Below are 20,320 nucleotides of genomic sequence, written 5' to 3'. Positions count from 1 at the left end.
TAATTAAGATAAAATAAGGGAGATTATTGCAATGGCAAGAAAGAAAATTATTGCAGGTAACTGGAAAATGAATATGACACCTTCAGAGGCAGTAGAGCTTGTGAATACACTCAAATCTCTGGTTGTGACAGAAGAGGCTGACGTGGTATTCTGCGTACCGGCAATCGATATCATTCCGGTTGTAGAAGCTGCAAAAGGAAGCAACATCCAGGTTGGAGCAGAGAATATGTACTTTGAAGAAAAAGGTGCATACACAGGAGAAATCTCTCCGAACATGCTTACAGATGCTGGTGTTAAATATGTTGTTCTCGGACACTCTGAAAGAAGAGAATACTTCGCAGAGACAAACGAGACTGTGAACAAAAAGATGCTGAAAGCATTTGAACACGGACTTACACCGATCATGTGCTGTGGAGAAACTCTTGAACAGCGTGAACAGGGTGTGACAATGGACTTCATCCGTCAGCAGGTTAAAGTTGGATTCCAGAATGTAACAGCAGATCAGGCTAAGACAGCAGTTATCGCTTATGAGCCAATCTGGGCAATCGGAACCGGTAAGACAGCTACAACAGAGCAGGCTCAGGAGGTTTGCAAAGCTATCCGTGAATGTATCGCTGAAGTTTATGATGAAGCTACAGCAGAAGCAATCCGTATTCAGTACGGCGGATCTGTAAATGCAGCTACAGCACCGGAATTATTCGCTCAGCCGGATATCGATGGTGGACTTGTAGGTGGTGCTTCTTTAAAACCAGATTTTGGTAAGATTGTAAACTGGAAATAGTCAATTATACCAAGGCGCAGGCAGAAATGCCTGCGTTTTTCAGCTGTCAAAGTTTTAACAAGTGCTTGCAAGCATATGTAAAATCATGTACAATATTTAACTGAAAGAGAAATCAAACGCTTTAAGACAAAATGAAGGAGTGTAAGACGATGAGTAAAAAACCAACAGTTTTGATGATCTTAGACGGTTACGGTCTGAGAGATGAAAAGAAAGGCAACGGTATTGCAGAGGCAAACACACCGGTTATGGATAAATTAATGGCTGAATATCCGTTTGTAAAAGGAAATGCAAGCGGACTTGCTGTAGGACTTCCGGATGGTCAGATGGGTAACTCGGAAGTAGGTCATATGAATATGGGTGCAGGACGTATTATTTACCAGGAGCTCACCAAGATCACAAAAGCAATCGATGATGGCGATTTCTTTGAAAATAAGGCACTTCTTGCAGCCTGTGAAAATGCGAAGAAGAACGGTACAGCTCTTCATCTGATGGGACTGGTATCTGATGGTGGTGTACACAGTCACATTACACATATTTATGGAATTTTGGAACTTGCAAAGAGACAGGGGCTGGACAAAGTATATGTTCACTGCTTCCTTGACGGACGTGATACACCTCCGGCATCTGGAAAAGAATATGTTGAACAGTTAGAAGCAAAGATGAAAGAAATCGGTGTAGGTGAAGTTGCAAGTGTTTCCGGACGTTACTATGCAATGGACCGTGACAACCGTTGGGACCGTGTAGAAAAAGCATACGCAGCACTTACACGCGGCGAAGGTGACACAGCAGCATCAGCAACAGAAGGAATCCAGGCTTCTTACGACAAAGAAGTAACTGACGAATTCGTAGTACCATTTGTAGTGACAAAAAACGGTACACCGGTTGCAACTGTAAAAGACGGAGATTCTGTGATCTTCTTTAATTTCCGCCCGGATCGAGCAAGAGAAATCACCAGAACATTCTGTGCGGATGATTTTGACGGATTTGACAGAGGAGAACGTATCAAGACAACTTATGTATGTTTTACAGAGTATGATGAGACAATTCCAAATAAAATGGTTACATTTGTAAAAGAAGGCATCACGAATACATTTGGCGAATTTCTTGCAGCAAACAACATGACACAGGCAAGAATCGCCGAGACAGAGAAATATGCACATGTTACCTTCTTCTTTAATGGTGGAGTAGAAGAACCGAACAAGGGAGAGGACAGAATCCTTGTCAAATCGCCTAAGGTTGCAACTTACGATCTGAAGCCGGAGATGAGTGCATATGAAGTATGTGACAAGCTTGTAGATGCAATCAAAGCGGATAAGTACGACGTAATCGTAATTAACTTTGCAAACCCGGATATGGTTGGCCATACCGGTGTAGAAGCAGCAGTGATCAAAGCAATTGAAGCTGTTGATGAATGTGTAGGGAAAGCAGTTGATGCAGTGAAAGAAGTTGGTGGACAGATGTTTATCTGCGCTGACCACGGAAATGCAGAACAGCTGATCGATGAAGAGACAGGAGAACCATTTACCGCTCATACAACGAACCCGGTTCCGTTCATTCTTGTAAATGCAGATCCTGCATATAAGCTTCGTGAAGGCGGATGCCTTGCAGACATCGCTCCGACGCTGATCGAGCTGATGGGAATGCAGCAGCCAGCAGATATGACTGGAAAATCATTATTAGTAAAATAGTAAATATATTTGCCCGGAATCATGAAAATGGTTCCGGGTGTTTTGTTGTCAGAAGAGCAAAACATACTGCAGGAGAAAAGAAAATATGCTGCATATAAATCTGATCTACTCTTTTTGAAAAGCATCGAAATGGAAAAATGCATGAAATGAAAAACAAAAATTCAAAAAAACATATTTAAATCAACAAAAATCACGATATGTCATATTTATATGCAAGAATTGGTTGACGAAAAATCATTTTTCCTATATACTTACTACTTGTAGTGAGTTTTGATGTTGTCAAAACAGCTGAAAGAAATTGCAGATGGCAGATTTCGGAAGTATAAAGTACGGCAAGAAACACACAATGATTAGTTGATGATTATGGGAGGTTTTCAAGATGACTGCATATAGAGATATGAGTAGAGAAGAACTGCTTGAATTAAAGAGCAGACTGGAAAAAGAATTTGAAGATGTTAAAGGAAAAGGTCTGAAACTGGATATGTCCAGAGGTAAACCGTCCAAAGCACAGCTTGATCTTTCTATGGGGATGATGGATGTACTTAAGAGTACATCAGATCTTGTCTGCGAAGAAGGAGTAGATTGCCGTAACTATGGAGTGATCGATGGAATCAAAGAAGCAAAACAGCTTCTTTCTGATATGATGGAAGTACCGAAGGACAATATTATCATCTTTGGTAACTCCAGCCTGAACGTAATGTATGATACTGTTGCAAGAGCGATGACACATGGTATCATGGGAAGCACCCCTTGGGCAAAGCTTGACAAGATAAAATTCCTGTGCCCGGTACCTGGATATGACAGACATTTTGCAATCACCGAACATTTTGGAATTGAGATGATCAATATTCCAATGACGTCGGATGGACCGGATATGGATCTGGTAGAGCAGTATGTGGAGAATGATCCGGCTGTAAAAGGTATCTGGTGTGTACCGAAATATTCTAACCCACAGGGAATCACTTATTCTGATGAAACCGTACACCGTTTTGCAAAATTAAATCCAGCGGCAGAAGATTTCCGTATTTTCTGGGATAATGCATATGGAATCCATCATTTGTATGAGGATAAACAGGATTATCTGATCGAGATTTTGATGGAATGTAAAAAAGAAGGACATCCGAACATGGTTTACAAATTCGGTTCTACTTCCAAGATCAGCTTCCCGGGTTCTGGTATTGCAGCAATTGCAGCATCCGATGAAAACCTTGCGGAAATCCGCAAGATGATGTCCGTACAGACCATCGGTCATGATAAATTAAACCAGCTCAGACATGCGCGTTTCTTCGGTGATATCCATGGAATGGTTCAGCATATGAAGAAACATGCAGATATCTTAAGACCGAAATTTGACACCGTATTAAGTGTACTGGAAAGTGAGCTTGGCGGACTTGAGATTGGTTCCTGGATAGCACCGCGAGGAGGATACTTTATTTCCTTCGATGCGTTGGATGGATGTGCCAAAGCAATCGTAGCCAAAGCAAAAGAAGCCGGACTGATCATGACAAAAGCGGGAGCAACCTTCCCATACGGAAAGGATCCAAAAGACAGTAATATCCGAATTGCACCGTCCTTCCCGACACCAGAAGAACTGGAAGTTGCAGCACAGGTATTCGTACTCAGCGTAAAACTGGTAAGTATTGATAAAATTCTTGGCGAAAAAGTAGAAGTCGAAGAAGCTTAATATATGTGAGAAAACAGTGGATTTTCCAGAAGGAGAATTCACTGTTTTTTGATGTAAAGGTTGTGGTGGCCGATTGTACAAAAGAAAGTCCTCCAATTCCATTGCGCAAACCATTCCGATGAGCCTCTTAGGGCGGGAAGCGTGTTCAGCAAAGGCTTCCACGCTTCCTGAGTCTCATCTACATTGCGCAAAAAGTGAATTGGAGGACTTTCTTTTGTAAAATCGACCGTTTAACTGTACTGGTAAAAATGACGGTGCTGAATTCGGAGAGAAAAAACTGTAAAGAAAGATGAAGCTTCGATGAAAGATGTGCTTTTTCGATAGTGAGAGAGGGAATTTTATCAATGGGGGAACCTGTGGGAGTGTGTTGAAGAGGGGAGAGTTTAGAATGATATAGGAAAACTATGACATGGGGATAACGGGAAAAGAAAATGCGATTTATGAAGTGATTTGAGAGTCGGATATTACACTAATCTTCCCTTCCGACTGCAATTCCCTAAATCCTAGTTCGCACCATCCAAAAAAATTTTGCATATGTAAAAAAAGTTACCAATACACAGACCAGAGGAATCAAAAATACTCCCCAGTGCAACTGAATGCGTGGGGAGTATTTTTGATTCCTCTGGTCGTTCCATTAGAACCTATATTTTACATATCTAAAATTTCTACATCTTCTTCTGCGCAGTCGAAAGCATCAGTTTGATGCGGTTCAGCTGGTTTACTTCGCTTGCTCCCGGATCATAATCGATTGCAACGATGTTGGATTCCGGATGACGGCGGCGCAGTTCTTTAATAACACCTTTTCCGACTACGTGGTTTGGCAGACAGGCGAAAGGCTGTGTGCAGACAATGTTTGGTGCACCGCTGTGGATCAGCTCCAGCATTTCTCCGGTAAGGAACCATCCTTCACCGGTCTGGTTTCCAAGAGAAACAATTTCTTTTGCCATCGAAGCCAGGTGTTCAATATGTGATGGTGGATCGAAGCGTTTACTTGCTTTTAATGCATCAACGGCAGGCTTGCGGAACCATTCCAGAGCCTTGATTCCGAGATTACCCATGCGGGCGGTTGATTTCTTCATGCCGAGATGTTCTGCTTTAAAGTTTGTATTGTAGAAGCAGTAGAGCAGGAAGTCGGTCAGATCCGGAACCACGGCTTCGGCACCTTCCTGTTCAAGAAGATCTACCAGGTAGTTATTGGCAGCTGGAAGGAATTTAACAAGGATTTCTCCGACAACTCCGACACGTGGCTTTTTGACATCTTTTAATGGAAGAGAATCAAAATCTTCTACGATCTGGCGGCAGAGACGCTTAAACTCGTGTCTGCTTGGATAGCCTTTCTTGATAAATTCGATAACTGTCTTTTCCCATTTCTTATGCATGGTATTGGCAGAGCCTGGAACAGCTTCATATGGGCGGACACGGTACAGGCAGCGCATGAAGAGATCACCAAATATCAGACCATACACACCTTTCAGTACAAGTGGAAGGGTGATCTTGAATCCAGGATTGCTTTCAAGCCCGCTTAAGTTGATTGAAATAACAGGGATGTGTCCGTAACCGGCTTTTTTAAGAGCACGGCGGATAAATCCGATATAGTTGGAAGCACGGCATCCGCCACCGGTCTGCGAAATAATGACAGCCAGGTGGTCGGTGTCATATTTGCCGGAAAGGATAGCCTCCATGATCTGTCCAACTACCATCAGAGACGGGTAGCAGGCATCATTGTTTACATATTTAAGGCCCATGTCAACTGCATGCTTGTTATCATTTTTCAGTACTTCCAGTTTGTAGCCTGCTTCCTGGAAGGCTGGCTCAATCAGTGAAAAGTGGATCGGTGACATCTGCGGACACAAAATGGTATAGGTTTCCTTCATCTCCTTTGTAAAAGGAATTTTTTCGATATTTGCCGGACGAATGGTGCGCTCCATATGCTTCTGCTCGCGGACGCGGATGGCGGCGAGAAGAGAACGGATACGGATACGTGCAGCACCCAGGTTATTAACCTCATCAATCTTAAGAGAGGTATAAATCTTGTCGGAACCGGTCAGAATATCTGCAACAGCATCGGTTGTTACGGCATCAAGACCGCATCCGAAAGAGTTCAGCTGGATCAGATCCAGATCATCTCTTGTCTTTACAAAATTGGCTGCTGCGTACAGTCGGGAATGATACATCCACTGATCCATAACAATCAGCGGACGTTCTACCGGATTCAGATGGGAGATGGAATCTTCCGTCAGAACGGCAAGTCCGTAGGAGGTGATCATCTCCGGGATACCGTGGTTGACCTCCGGATCGTAATGGTATGGACGACCGGCAAGTACAATGCCGCGGGTTCCTGTCTTTTCCATGTAAGCGAGTGTTTCTTCACCCTTTTTGCGGATGTCCTGACGGCATGCAGCAAGTTCTTCCCATGCAGCATGAGCGGCATTTTTGATTTCTTCTGCTGGAAGATTCTTTGCAGAAGTAAATTCACGGACCAGTCCGTCTGTGATTGTCTTTTCGCTTGTGAGGGCGAGGAATGGATTCATGAAATCTACTTCACCGTGTACGATCGGATCCATATTGTTCTTGATGTTCTCCGCGTATGAGGTGACGATCGGGCAATTATAATGATTGTCGGCATCGGCAAATTCACCACGTTCGTATGGTATACAAGGGTAGAAGATAAAGTCTGCACCCTGGTTGATCAGCCACTGTACATGTCCGTGCGCCAGCTTTGCCGGATAACACTCGGATTCGCTCGGAATAGATTCAATACCAAGTTCATAAATCTTATGTGTAGAAGCAGGAGAGAGTAACACATGATATCCCAGTTTTGTGAAGAAAGTAAACCAGAACGGATAGTTCTCATACATGTTGAGAACTCTTGGAATACCAACCGTTCCACGTTTTGCTTCGGATGGATCTAATGGCGTGTAACCAAAATAACGTTCATTTTTATAAGCGAAAAGGTTTGGCACATCACTCTTTGCTTTCTCTTTTCCAAGACCGCGCTCGCAACGGTTTCCGGAAATAAAACGACGTCCGCCACTGAATCTGTTGATGGTCAGACGACAGTTGTTGGTACAGCCGTTACATTTTGCCATTGAGGTTGTATAGGTAAGTTCATTGATTTCATCAATGGAAAGCATGGTTGTATTTTTGCATTCTTTGAAACCATAGCGTTCTCTTGCAATCAGCGCAGCCCCAAAAGCACCCATGATTCCTGCAATATCCGGACGGATTGCCTGACATCCGGCGATGGTCTCAAAGCTTCTGAGTACGGCATCATTGTAGAATGTACCACCCTGTACAACAATTTTTTTACCAAGCTCAGATGCATCGGATACCTTGATAACCTTGAAAAGAGCATTTTTGATAACCGAATAAGCAAGTCCGGCTGAAATATCGGATACTTCAGCACCTTCTTTTTGCGCCTGTTTTACCTTTGAGTTCATAAATACGGTACAACGGGTACCGAGGTCAATCGGATGTTTCGCAAAAAGTGCTTCATGCGCAAAATCCTCTACGGTGTAGTTCAGGGATTTGGCAAAAGTCTCGATAAAGGAACCGCATCCGGAAGAACATGCTTCGTTGAGCTGTACGCTGTCTACAGTCTGATTCTTGATCTTGATACACTTCATATCCTGACCACCGATATCGAGGATACAGTCTACATCCGGTTCGAAGAAAGAAGCGGCGTAATAGTGAGATACGGTTTCAACTTCGCCTTCATCCAGAAGAAGTGCGGCTTTAATGAGCGCTTCTCCGTAACCGGTTGAGCAGGAGTGAACGATCTGTACGCCTTCCGGAAGCTGGCTGTAAATATCCTTGATCGCACCGATGGTCGTACCAAGAGGATCACCGTCATTGCCATGGTAGAAGGAGTACAAAAGAGTACCGTCTTCTCCGACCAGAGCGGCTTTCGTGGTGGTAGAACCGGCATCGATTCCAAGGTAGGCATTACCGCGGTAGCTGGCAAGATCACCAACCGGCACCTGATGCTTTGCATGGCGGTTCTTAAATTCATTGTAATCTGCTTCACTGGAAAAGAGCGGCTGCATACGTTCAACTTCAAAGTCCATTTCAATATGGGCATCCAGCTTTTTCTGCATCTCACCAAGAGAGGTGACTACATCCTTTTTAGAGTTCAGCGCAGAGCCGACGGCTGCAAAAAGATGGGAATACTTTGGTGCGATAATGTGTTCGTCATCCAGCTTGAGAGTACGGATAAACGCTTCTCTCAGTTCAGAGAGGAAATGAAGCGGTCCACCGAGGAAAGCAACATGTCCGCGGATTGGTTTTCCGCAGGCAAGACCACTGATGGTCTGGTTGACGACTGCCTGGAAAATAGAAGCAGACAGGTCTTCTTTGGTAGCACCGTCATTGATCAGCGGCTGGATATCTGTCTTGGCAAATACGCCGCAGCGGGCTGCAATCGTATAAAGTGCTTTGTAATTTTTGGCATATTCGTTCAGACCGGTTGCATCTGTCTGGAGAAGGGATGCCATCTGGTCGATGAAAGATCCGGTACCTCCGGCGCAGATTCCGTTCATACGCTGCTCAATATTTCCATTTTCAAAATAGATGATCTTGGCATCTTCGCCGCCCAGCTCGATCGCTACATCGGTCTGTGGTGCATAATCCTGAAGAGCGGTGGAAACGGCAACAACCTCCTGGACAAAAGGTACGCCAAGATGCTTTGCCAGAGTAAGACCACCTGATCCGGTAATCATTGGAGATACCTTGATCTGACCGAGCTTGTAGATAGCACGACCAAGCAGATCAGAAAGGGTTTCCTGAATATTGGCGAAGTGACGCTCGTAATCAGAAAACAGAACATCATTATTACTGTCCAGAACTGCGATTTTAACAGTTGTAGAACCGATGTCAATCCCCAGGGTATGTAATTCTGTCTGATTCATGATTTAACTACTCCTTATTACAATTAAAAAATTTGTCTGTGTTATTACCTATTAAATGTAGTTTGCAGAGAACTACAGTATCTTACATTATACGACAGAACCAACGAAAATACAAACAGAAGTTGTGTATGGCATTGTAGAAAAAAGTGCCTGGAAGTGAACAAAAGATGTAAATTATGTGAAAAGAGAGTAAAGAGGTGGAATGGAATTGACAAAGTAAAAAGCAGACGATAAAATAACATACGTGGAAGGAGATTTTGAATGAAGAACTGGTTAGATAAAATGGAGCGCAGGTTCGGGCGCTATGCAATTAGAAATCTTACGATGTATCTGCTTGCAGGCTATGCGATCGGATATCTTTTGAGTTTTACGATGCCACAGCTTCTTACTTATTTTACACTGGAACCGGCACTGATTTTGAAAGGGCAGGTGTGGCGACTTCTAAGCTGGGTGATCATCCCGCCGAATGACAATATTATTTTTGTTATCTTTATGATGCTGTTATACTATTCCCTTGGTAATACGCTGGAAAGCTACTGGGGGGCATTTCGTTACAATGTTTACATTTTTTCAGGAATATTATTTACAGTTATTGGAGCCTTTATTGTGAATGGACTGATCGGAGGCATTACCGGATTTGGAAGCCTTTACAGTACTTACTATATCAATATGTCCATTTTCCTTGCATGTGCATCCATCATGCCGGATTATCAGCTTTTGCTTTACGGCATTATCCCGATCAAGATGAAGTGGCTTGCAATTCTGGATGTGGTTCTGCTTGCGGTAGACGCAGTGCAGGGCGGTCTGATCATACGGATCGTGATCATCGCATCCCTTTTGAACTTTATTATTTTCTTTTTCTGCAACCGGAATCTGCGTGGACACAGTCCGAAACAGGCTGCCCGCAGAAAGAAATTCCAGAAGCAGATAAGCCGTCCGCAGAATCAGTATGCAGGCGGTGCAAAGCACAGATGTGCAGTGTGCGGTCGTACGGAACTTGACGATCCGACATTGGAGTTCCGTTATTGTTCAAAGTGTAACGGGAATTATGAATATTGCCAGGACCATCTTTTCACACACGAACATGTGAAGTAGAGTTCTAACATAGAATCAAATTGAATAATAAGAGGAGGAAACAATGAAAAAAACCAAGATTGTTTGTACAATGGGACCAAACACCAACGACAGAGAAATGATGAGAAAGCTGATCCAGAATGGAATGAATGTGGCACGTTTCAATTTCTCACATGGTGATCATGAAGAACAGAAGTTCAGAATGGATATGCTCAAAGAGCTTCGTGAAGAGGAACATACAAACACTGCAATCCTTCTGGATACAAAGGGACCGGAAATTCGTACAGGAATCCTGAAAGACGGAAAGAAGATTACTTTAAAAGAAGGAGAAACCTTCACTCTGACAACAGAAGATATCGTAGGAGATAATAAGAGAGTATCTATCACATATAAGGGACTGGTACAGGATATTTATAAAGGCTGTACCATTCTGATCGACGATGGCCTGATCGGACTTCGTGTAGAGAGCAAGACAGAGACAGAGATTGTCTGTTCTGTAGTAAATGGTGGAGAACTTGGTGAAAAAAAAGGTGTTAACGTACCGAACGTAGCCATTCGTCTTCCGGCTATTACAGAAAAAGATAAGGATGATATCCGTTTCGGTGTAGAGCAGGATATTGACTTTATCGCAGCATCATTTGTAAGAAATGCAGAGTGTGTACTTGAGATCAAGGCATACTTAAAAGAACTCGGCGCTCCGTATATTCCAATCATTGCAAAGGTAGAGAACGCAGAAGGTATTGAGAATATTGATGAGATCATCCGTGCGGCTGATGGTATCATGGTGGCACGTGGAGATCTTGGTGTAGAGATTCCGGCAGAGGAAGTGCCGCATCTCCAGAAAATGATCATCCAGAAATGTAATGACAACTTTAAGACGGTTATCACTGCAACACAGATGCTGGATTCTATGATGCGTAATCCGCGTCCGACAAGAGCGGAAGTGACGGACGTTGCCAATGCGGTATACGACGGAACAGATGCAGTTATGCTTTCCGGAGAGACAGCACAGGGAAAATATCCTCTGGAAGCACTCCAGATGATGGTTCATATTGTAGAGACGACAGAGGAACATCTGGATTATGATTCTATTCTTGTTAAAGCCGGCGATCATCTGAAATCAGGTGTGTCCAGTGCGATCGGATATGCTTCTGTTCTTGCGGCAGCGAACCTGAATGCAAGATGCATCATCACTCCATCTGTATCCGGTGCAACAACAAGGGTTGTATCCAACCTTCGTCCGAGACAGGAAATCCTTGGAATTACACCGAACGAACGTACCCTTCGCCGGATGTCGATCTACTGGGGAGTAAGAGCACTGAAGTCCTTGGAATTCCATACAACAGATGATATCTGCAGCGGGGCAATTGATCTTGCACAGGCAAAGAAATGTGTGGACAGTGGAGATATTGTGGTCCTGACAGCTGGTATTCCTTCACCGAGCGTACAGCGTGAAAAGGGTTCTGTAAGTAATATGATGCGTATTGCAACCATCGACTAAACGAAAGAGAGATGAACAGGATGAAAAAAGAACCATTCGTAACAAAGACACAGTTAGATGAAATCGTAAAAGAATATCCGACTCCGTTTCATCTTTATGATGAGAAAGGGATCCGAGAAAATGTAAAAGCACTCAAAGAAGCATTTGCATGGAACAAAGGATATAAAGAATATTTTGCAGTAAAGGCAACTCCAAACCCATATATCCTCAATATTTTAAAAGAATATGGATGCGGATGTGACTGCTCTTCCTATACAGAGCTTTTAATGTCTGAGTCTGTCGGACAGGTTGGAGAAAATATTATGTTTTCTTCCAATGATACACCGGCAGAGGAATTTGCACTTGCTGATAAGCTCGGCGCGATCATCAACCTGGACGATATTACACACATTGATTTTCTGGAAAAGACGATCGGAAAGATTCCGGAGACAATCAGCTGCCGTTATAATCCGGGTGGACTTTTCAAAATTTCCAACAGCATTATGGATAATCCGGGAGATGCCAAATACGGTATGACAACTGAACAGATTTTTGAGGCATTCAAGATCCTGAAGTCCAAAGGCGCAAAAGAGTTCGGTATCCATGCATTCCTTGCAAGTAATACTGTAACTAATGAATATTATCCGACACTTGCACGTACTTTGTTTGAAGTAGCAGTTAAGCTTCAGAAGGAGACCGGTGTACATATCAAGTTCATCAACCTTTCCGGTGGTGTGGGAATCCCTTACAAACCGGACCAGGAACCGAACGATATCAAGGTGATCGGTGAAGGTGTAAGAAAAGTGTACGAAGAGGTTCTTGTTCCGGCTGGAATGGGCGATGTGGCAATTTACACAGAGCTTGGCCGTTTTATGCTTGGACCTTATGGATGCCTTGTGACAAAAGCAATCCATGAAAAGCATACGCACAAAGAGTACATCGGTGTAGATGCATGTGCTGCAAACCTGATGCGTCCGGCTATGTATGGTGCCTACCATCACATCACTGTCGTGGGTAAAGAAAATGAACCATGCGATCATACTTACGATGTGACTGGTTCTCTGTGCGAGAATAATGATAAATTTGCAATCGACCGTCAGCTTCCGAAGATTGACATGGGAGATCTGCTTGTGATCCATGATACCGGAGCACATGGATTCTCTATGGGATATAATTACAACGGACGTCTTCGTTCCGCAGAAGTTCTTCTGAAAGAGGACGGAGGTACACAGCTGATCCGCAGAGCAGAGACTCCGATGGATTACTTTGCAACTTTCGACTGCTTCCCGGTTTATGAGGAACTTAAGAAGAATACGGAAGAAGCGGATAAGCTCGGAAAATAGAATTATAAGGTGAGATAGAAAATGCCCCTGGATTTGATCCAGGGGCAAAAATTTATACAAAAAAATCTGACGTAATATTTCAAATTTAATGGAAAAGATGTTGGGGTCAAGAGGATTTCTGACCTTTTGACCCTGGTATTATGGAAAACATTTTAATACAAAATAAAAAGCACATCACTTGAAATTCTTCCATATGCCGTTGAGCTTGCCCTTTATACCGAAATGCGTGTAGGTGAACTTTCAGGATTGATGTGGAACGACATTGACGAAGTCAACAAAAAAGGTAATCAAAAAGGTAATCAAAAGTAACCAAACACTCTGAATGTAAAAATCCCTGAAACCCTTGGTTTATAAGGGCTTCAGGGATGTTGGATAACTGCCGGCAGCGGGACTTGAACCCGCACGCGGTCACCCGCAACAGATTTTGAGTCTGCCTCGTCTGCCATTCCGACATGCCGGCTTAACTAAAGATTCAATAAGAACCGAAAATAATGATAGCATATTTGCTATTGGTTCGCAAGTATTTTTTGAAAATATATTTCTTAAGATCCTGTTCATATAATATTTGTAAATGGATTTATTTAGGAATATTGAAAATATATCAAAAAAATGTCATAATGAGATGTTGTATATTTGAACGAATAGATAGAAAAGATAGAAGTAAGTGATGAGACTTACAGAGAGGCAGTTGATTATGAGCAAAATCGTATTGATAGACGGACACAGTATTCTGAACAGGGCGTTTTTCGGACTTCCGGATCTGACAAATGCGGAAGGACTCCATACGAATGCAATATATGGATTCTTAAATATTATGTTCAAGATCCTGGAGGAGGAAAAGCCGGAGTATCTGACCGTTGCATTTGATGTGCATGCGCCGACTTTCCGCCATAAGATGTTTGAGGCGTATAAGGGGACGAGAAAGCCGATGGCAGAAGAACTCAGACAGCAGGTACCGTTGATGAAGGAAGTTCTGCATGCTATGGGAATCCGGACGATCGAGCAGGAAGGGCTGGAGGCAGATGACCTTCTTGGAACGCTGTCCAAAAGATGCGAGCGAATGGGGATGGAAGTGGTCATTATTTCCGGAGACAGAGATCTTCTCCAGCTTGCTACAGACCATGTTGAGATCCGGATTCCGAAGACAAAACGGACCGGAACTGAGATCGAGAATTATTATGCAGTGGACGTAAAAGAAAAATACCAGGTGACACCGACAGAATTTATCGATGTGAAAGCATTGATGGGAGATACTTCAGATAATATCCCAGGGGTGCCGGGAGTCGGAGAAAAGACGGCGACCAAGATTATTGTAGAATACGGATCTATTGAAAATGCCTACAAGCATGCATCCGAACTGAAGCCGCCGAGAGCATCGAAAAATCTGGTGGAATACTGGGATCAGGCACAAATGAGTAAGGTGCTGGCGACAATCGATGTAGACGCGGATTTTGCTTATGAACTGGAAGAGGCGAAGCTTGGAAATCTTTATACAGAGGAAGCTTATGTCTATTTCCAGAGACTGCAGTTCAAGAATCTGCTGAATCGTTTTGATGTGCAGAGTGAGAATTCGATTGAAGATGCATTTGTGATCGCTGTGGGAAAAGAAGAAATTCAGAAAATCTTTGCGGAGGCAGAAAAAGCGCAGACGGTGGGAGCCGTTCTTTACAAAGACACCAGAAATGTACTTCCGCTGTTTGCAGGAAATGCTGAGATAGGTGGAATTGGAATTTCGTTTGGAAAAGAGAAGATCTACTGTATTCCGGCAGGAAATGGATACAGCATGGAGGAACTTCTGGAGGCACTTGTACATGTGGCAAAGCATGCCGGACGGTTTGTGGTGTTTGATCTGAAGTCATCCCTGCCTTATCTGAAAGGATTAGAAGGAGCAGCAGAGGAGAAGTGCTTTGACAGTATTGTAGCAGCTTACCTCCTGAATCCGTTGAAAAATGATTATGGATTTGAAGATGTGGCACAGGAGCATCTTGGATTGATGATCGATCCGAAGACAGAACTGGAAAAAATGGTCTGTTATGAAGCCTATGCTGCATTTGCGTCATCGGAAGTTTTGGAAGAAAAGCTGAAAAAAGAGGAAATGTGGAAGCTTTTTACAGAAATAGAGATGCCGCTTGTATTTACTCTGTTCCACATGGAGCAGAATGGGGTGCGTGTAGAAGCAGAAGAACTGAAAAGCTATGGAGAACAGCTTGGCGGAAAAATCGTACAGTTGGAAAAGGAAATTTATGAGCTTGCCGGGGAAGAATTTAATATCAATTCACCAAAGCAGCTGGGCGTGGTCCTTTTTGAACATCTGTCCCTCCCAAATGGAAAGAAGACGAAAACAGGATATTCGACGGCAGCAGACGTACTGGATAAGCTGGCACCGGATTATCCGATCGTGGCAAAAATCCTGGAATATCGTCAGCTTGCCAAGCTGAAATCGACTTATGCAGATGGGCTTGCCGTGTTTATTCATGAAGATGATCACCGGATCCATGGAAAATTCAATCAGACAGTCACAGCGACCGGACGTATCAGCAGTACAGAGCCAAACCTGCAGAATATCCCGGCGAGGGTAGAACTTGGACGGCTGATCCGTAAAGTATTTGTGCCGGAAGAGGGATATGTGTTTGTAGATGCTGATTATTCGCAGATAGAACTGCGTGTGCTGGCACATTGCTCCGGAGATGCAGCACTGATCGAAGCATACCGGGAGGCAAAGGACATTCACCGGATCACAGCTTCTCAGGTGTTTCATACTCCGTTTGATGAAGTGACCGATCTGCAGAGGCGAAATGCAAAAGCAGTCAACTTTGGTATTGTTTATGGGATCAGTTCTTTTGGACTGAGCCAGGATTTAAGTATTACGAGAAAAGAAGCGGCCGAATATATTGACCGTTATTTTGAAACCTATCCGGGCATCAAGAAATTTTTGGATGATGCAGTTGCTCATGCAAAAGAACAGGGATATGTTGTGACCTTATTTGGCAGAAGAAGACCGGTTCCGGAGCTGTCTTCCAGCAATTTTATGCAGAGACAATTCGGGGAACGTGTGGCAATGAATTCTCCGATCCAGGGAACGGCTGCAGATATCATGAAAATCGCAATGATCGCTGTGGACAAAGAGCTTCGCATGAGAAACATGAAATCCAGGCTGGTTCTGCAGGTACACGACGAACTTCTGATCGAGACATGGAAGGAAGAGGAAGAGGAAGTGCGGGAGATCCTGAAAGAAGGCATGATGCATGCGGCAGATCTTTCCGTTCCGCTTGAAATTGACATGCATAGTGGAAAAAATTGGTATGAGGCAAAATAGAAGGAAACAGATATGAGAAAAATAGGAATAACAGGAGGTATTGGTTCCGGGAAGAGCAAAGTACTCGACTTTTTAAGTGTAGTGTGCGGTGCGGTGATCTGCCAGTCAGATCTGGTGGCACATCAGGTACAGCTTCCGGGAGAAAAATGTTATCAGAAGGTCGTGGAGACGTTTGGGAAAGAAATTTTAAATCCGGACGGAACGATTGACCGGAAAATTCTCGGCAGAATTGTGTTTGATCAGCCAGAGAAACTGCAAAAGCTTAATGCGATCGTGCATCCGGCGGTCAATGAAAAGATCCGGGAGGAAATGCAGAAGGCGCAGGAAGAGGGAAAAGAGCTTTTTATTCTGGAAGCCGCACTCCTTACGGAACCGGTATATCGTGAGATGTTGGATGAGATCTGGTATATTCATGTGCCACAGGAGATTCGGATGGAGCGACTGAGAAGTTCACGCGGATATTCAGATGAAAAAATGTATGCGGTGTTTGCAAATCAGCCGTCGGAAGAGACATTTACAGCGGTTTCGGATCTTGTGATCGAAAATGGCGGAACCTTTGAAGAAACGGAAAAACAGATAGACTTGGCACTGGGAAGAGGCTAAGAACAGGGAGAAGAAACAAGATGAGATTATGCAGCATTGCCAGTGGCAGCAGCGGAAACTGTATTTATGTGGGGAGCGATCACACGCATCTGCTTGTAGATACAGGAATCAGCAAAAAACGAATTGAGGAAGGCTTAAAGGAACTTGAAATAAAAGGGGAAGAGCTGGATGGAATCCTGATCACCCATGAACATGCAGATCATATTCAGGGACTTGGTGTATTCAGCAGAAAATATGAGATCCCGATCTATGGAACACCGGGAACGATTCGGGGAATCCGTGATTATAAAAATCTCGGGAAAATGCCGGAAGGACTTTACCATGAAATCCAGATAGATAAAGAATTTAAGCTGGGAGATATTGATGTGCATCCATTTGCTATTTCCCATGATGCAAATGAACCGAGCGGCTACCGCTTTGAGCAGGATGGAAAGAAGATCGCGGTAGCAACGGATCTTGGAAAATATGATGAATATACGGTAGAGAACCTGAAGGATTTAAACGCGGTTCTGTTGGAATCTAACCATGATATACATATGCTGGAAGTCGGTCCTTATCCGTACTACCTGAAGCAGAGAGTTCTTGGGGACAGAGGACATTTATCAAATGAATTGTCAGGACGGCTTCTTTGTGATATACTACACAATAACTTGCAGAGTGTATTGCTGGGGCATTTGAGCAAGGAGAATAATTACGAAGAACTTGCGTATGAGACTGTCAGGCTGGAGGTCACTTTGGGGCAGAACCCGTATAAGGGGGATGAGATACCAATCGCAGTTGCAAAAAGGGATCAGGTGTCTGCAGTGATCGAGGTTTAGAAAAAGAAAGTATGCAGGATTGGATTCAGGAGGACAGGCAGAATGAAGAAATGCATTATTACAGTAGTCGGTAAAGATTCGGTAGGAATTATTGCAAAAGTATGTACATACCTGGCAGAGACCAATATCAATATTTTAAATATTTCCCAGGCGATCGTGGATGGGTATTTTAATATGATGGCGGTTGCAGATGTGGAAAATTCAAAAAAAGAACTGGATATCGTAGCGGTAGAACTTCGTGATATCGGCTTACAGATCGGTGTCAATATTCATTGTCAGAGAGAAGAGATTTTTGAAAAAATGCACAGAGTGTAAGGAGAACCGCTATGATTAATTTTTACGAAGTAGTAGAAACAAACCAGATGATCGAAGAAGAAAATCTGGATGTAAGAACAATCACATTGGGTATCAGTCTGATGGACTGTATTGACTCAGATCTGGACAGACTGAATGAAAAGATATATAAAAAAATCACAACACTTGCAAAGGATCTTGTATCGACAGGAGAGAAGATCGAAAGTGAATTTGGAATTCCGATCGTTAATAAGCGGATTTCCATTACACCGGTTGCACTTGTTGGCGGTTCAGCCTGCAAAAAAACAGAGGATTTTGTGACGATCGCAGAGACACTGGATAAAGCAGCAAAGGAAGTCGGTGTAAACTTTATCGGAGGATACTCTGCAATCGTATCCAAGGGAATGACAAAGAGCGATGAACTCCTGATCCGTTCCATTCCGATGGCAATGGCAAAGACAGAGCGTGTGTGCAGTTCGGTCAATGTAGGTTCGACAAAGACTGGTATTGATATGGATGCAGTCCGTCTTTGCGGCGAGATTGTAAAAGAGACAGCAGAGGCGACAAAGGACAAGGATTCGATTGGCTGTGCAAAATTTGTAGTTTTATGTAATGCACCGGATGATAACCCGTTTATGGCAGGGGCTTTTTTAGGTGTTACCGAAGGAGATGCCGTGATCAATGTCGGTGTCAGCGGACCTGGTGTTGTAAAAAGAGCGATTGAAAAATGTCGTGGCGAGGGTTTTCAGGAACTTTGTGATACGATCAAGAAGACCGCATTTAAGGTGACAAGGGTTGGTCAGCTTGTAGCCGGAGAAGCTTCCAAAAGGCTTGGTATTCCGTTCGGAATCATTGACCTGTCACTTGCACCGACACCGGCTGTTGGCGATTCAGTAGCGGAGATTCTGGAAGAAATCGGACTTGAGAGAGTTGGCGCACCAGGAACAACAGCAGCACTTGCTATGCTGAACGATCAGGTGAAAAAAGGTGGCGTTATGGCGTCTTCCTATGTAGGAGGTTTAAGCGGAGCTTTTATTCCGGTCAGTGAGGATAAAGGAATGATCGATGCAGTCAATGCCGGATCTCTTTGTATAGAAAAGCTGGAGGCGATGACTTGTGTCTGCTCGGTAGGACTTGATATGATCGCTATTCCGGGTAAGACGAAAGCTACTACGATTTCCGGGATCATTGCGGATGAGATGGCGATCGGAATGGTCAATCAGAAGACAACGGCGGTTCGTGTGATACCTGTAGTTGGAAAGGATGTTGGAGATATGGCAGAGTTTGGTGGCCTTTTGGGATATGCGCCGATCATGCCGGTCAATGAATTTGACTGCAGTGCATTTGTGAATCGAAAGGGAAGAATTCCTGCACCGATACATAGTTTTAAAAATTAGAAAGAGGTAAAGAGAGCATGGGGAAAGTTGCGATTGTAACAGATAGTAACAGTGGAATTACACAGGCAGAAGGAAAGAAGATGGGAATTTACGTACTTCCGATGCCATTCTATATCAATGAGGAGTTGTTTTACGAGGATATCACACTCACGCAGGAGGAGTTTTATGAAAAACTGGCAGGAGATGCAGATATTAAGACTTCCCAACCGGCTCCCGGAGATGTAATGGATATGTGGGACAAGGCGCTGGAGGAATATGATGAGGTTGTGCATATTCCGATGTCAGCCGGTCTTAGCAGTTCATGTGAGACTGCAATCATGCTTTCCCAGGACTATGATGGAAAAGTACAGGTCGTAAATAATCACCGGATTTCTGTTACGCAGCGAAGATCGGTGGAAGAGGCGAAAAAGCTTGCAGATGCTGGAAAGAGCGCGGCAGAAATTAAAGAACTGTTAGAAGCGATCCAGTGGGACAGTGATATCTATATTACAGTAGATACTTTAAAATACCTGAAGAAAGGCGGCAGACTTACACCGGCAGCTGCAGCGATTGGAACGGTTCTGAACCTGAAGCCAGTTCTCCGTCTTAAAGGAGAAAAGCTGGATGCGTTTGCGAAGTCAAGAGGATGGAAGAGTGCAAAGAAGACGATGATCAAGACAATTAATGAGATTCGTACTTCAGAATTCGGAGATTGTGATGGAAAAAAAGATCTGTATCTGGATGCAGCTTACACAGGAGACCGCAAGGAGGCACAGGAATGGCTGGATGAGCTTCATGAAGCATTTCCGGAGTTTGAAATCCGGATGGATCCACTGTCGTTGAGTGTGGCATGCCATATCGGACCTGGAGCCAGGGCGGTGACTCTTACCAAAATTCTTCATGTGAACTAAATGAGAAAGAGACTTTTTGCACAAACATGCGTAGTAGTGGTGTGC

General features: G+C 43.7%; 13 protein-coding genes and 1 tRNA gene. 12 read left to right on the top strand and 2 right to left on the bottom strand.

The genetic code is table 11. From position 1 onward, the window contains the following. Positions 1 to 31 precede the first annotated feature (31 nt). The 3 genes from tpiA (at position 32) to PGQ33_RS01025 (ending at position 4,153) form a co-directional block, all read left to right on the top strand. Positions 32 to 781, top strand: coding sequence for a triose-phosphate isomerase (gene tpiA / locus PGQ33_RS01035; RefSeq protein ID WP_008372272.1), 750 nt, complete (start codon positions 32 to 34; stop codon positions 779 to 781). A 149-nt stretch (positions 782 to 930) separates the two neighbouring features. Continuing rightward, positions 931 to 2,469 (top strand): 2,3-bisphosphoglycerate-independent phosphoglycerate mutase, encoded by a 1,539-nt coding sequence (gpmI, locus tag PGQ33_RS01030; RefSeq protein ID WP_270205077.1) that lies wholly within the window; start codon positions 931 to 933, stop codon positions 2,467 to 2,469. Between the two features lie 379 nt (positions 2,470 to 2,848). Then, positions 2,849 to 4,153 (top strand): aminotransferase, encoded by a 1,305-nt coding sequence (locus tag PGQ33_RS01025; RefSeq protein WP_055248298.1) that lies wholly within the window; start codon positions 2,849 to 2,851, stop codon positions 4,151 to 4,153. Between the two features lie 665 nt (positions 4,154 to 4,818). On the opposite strand, the gene PGQ33_RS01020 is transcribed toward PGQ33_RS01025, so the two are convergent. Beyond that, the gene (locus tag PGQ33_RS01020) at positions 4,819 to 9,060 is read right to left on the bottom strand and encodes a 2-hydroxyacyl-CoA dehydratase (RefSeq protein ID WP_195368136.1); all 4,242 of its coding nucleotides are present in this window, start codon (positions 9,058 to 9,060) and stop codon (positions 4,819 to 4,821) included. Between the two features lie 261 nt (positions 9,061 to 9,321). On the opposite strand from PGQ33_RS01020, the gene PGQ33_RS01015 reads away from it, so the two are divergent. From PGQ33_RS01015 to PGQ33_RS01005, 3 genes are read left to right on the top strand one after another with little or no spacing between them, the layout of a single operon-like run. Continuing rightward, positions 9,322 to 10,155 carry a membrane protein gene (locus PGQ33_RS01015; RefSeq protein ID WP_008372258.1) on the top strand — a complete coding sequence of 278 codons (834 nt, stop codon included), beginning with the start codon at positions 9,322 to 9,324 and terminating at the stop codon, positions 10,153 to 10,155. A gap of 43 nt (positions 10,156 to 10,198) precedes the next feature. Then, positions 10,199 to 11,635, top strand: coding sequence for a pyruvate kinase (gene pyk / locus PGQ33_RS01010; RefSeq protein WP_270205076.1), 1,437 nt, complete (start codon positions 10,199 to 10,201; stop codon positions 11,633 to 11,635). A gap of 20 nt (positions 11,636 to 11,655) precedes the next feature. Continuing rightward, positions 11,656 to 12,957, top strand: coding sequence for a diaminopimelate decarboxylase (locus tag PGQ33_RS01005; RefSeq protein WP_117823898.1), 1,302 nt, complete (start codon positions 11,656 to 11,658; stop codon positions 12,955 to 12,957). A gap of 377 nt (positions 12,958 to 13,334) precedes the next feature. Here the strand turns inward: PGQ33_RS01005 and PGQ33_RS01000 are convergent. Beyond that, positions 13,335 to 13,417, bottom strand: a tRNA-Leu gene (locus PGQ33_RS01000). Positions 13,418 to 13,648: 231 nt separating this feature from the next. Between PGQ33_RS01000 and polA the strand changes: the two genes are divergently transcribed. The 6 genes from polA to PGQ33_RS00970 are packed head-to-tail and all read left to right on the top strand — an operon-like array spanning position 13,649 to position 20,275. Next, on the top strand, positions 13,649 to 16,273 hold the full coding sequence (polA, locus tag PGQ33_RS00995; RefSeq protein ID WP_211133787.1) for a DNA polymerase I: 2,625 nt from the start codon (positions 13,649 to 13,651) through the stop codon (positions 16,271 to 16,273). Between the two features lie 12 nt (positions 16,274 to 16,285). Then, positions 16,286 to 16,876, top strand: coding sequence for a dephospho-CoA kinase (gene coaE, locus PGQ33_RS00990; protein WP_008372230.1), 591 nt, complete (start codon positions 16,286 to 16,288; stop codon positions 16,874 to 16,876). Between the two features lie 20 nt (positions 16,877 to 16,896). Beyond that, complete coding sequence (locus PGQ33_RS00985) at positions 16,897 to 17,694, top strand: MBL fold metallo-hydrolase (RefSeq protein ID WP_270205075.1); 798 nt, start codon at positions 16,897 to 16,899, stop codon at positions 17,692 to 17,694. Between the two features lie 42 nt (positions 17,695 to 17,736). Then, a complete protein-coding gene (locus PGQ33_RS00980; protein ID WP_117556694.1) occupies positions 17,737 to 18,009 on the top strand; it encodes an ACT domain-containing protein in 273 nt (90 codons plus the stop codon). A gap of 11 nt (positions 18,010 to 18,020) precedes the next feature. Further along, positions 18,021 to 19,385 (top strand): PFL family protein, encoded by a 1,365-nt coding sequence (locus PGQ33_RS00975; RefSeq protein WP_117556696.1) that lies wholly within the window; start codon positions 18,021 to 18,023, stop codon positions 19,383 to 19,385. A 17-nt stretch (positions 19,386 to 19,402) separates the two neighbouring features. Further along, positions 19,403 to 20,275 (top strand): DegV family protein, encoded by an 873-nt coding sequence (locus PGQ33_RS00970; RefSeq protein WP_008372222.1) that lies wholly within the window; start codon positions 19,403 to 19,405, stop codon positions 20,273 to 20,275. Positions 20,276 to 20,320: the final 45 nt, after the last annotated feature.

The organism is Coprococcus sp. AM100_B19A (assembly GCF_027662015.1).
Taxonomy (GTDB): Bacteria; Bacillota; Clostridia; order Lachnospirales; family Lachnospiraceae; genus Allocoprococcus; species Allocoprococcus comes.
Note: the sequence above shows the minus strand (reverse complement) of the source record. Positions and strands in the feature narration are given on the sequence as shown.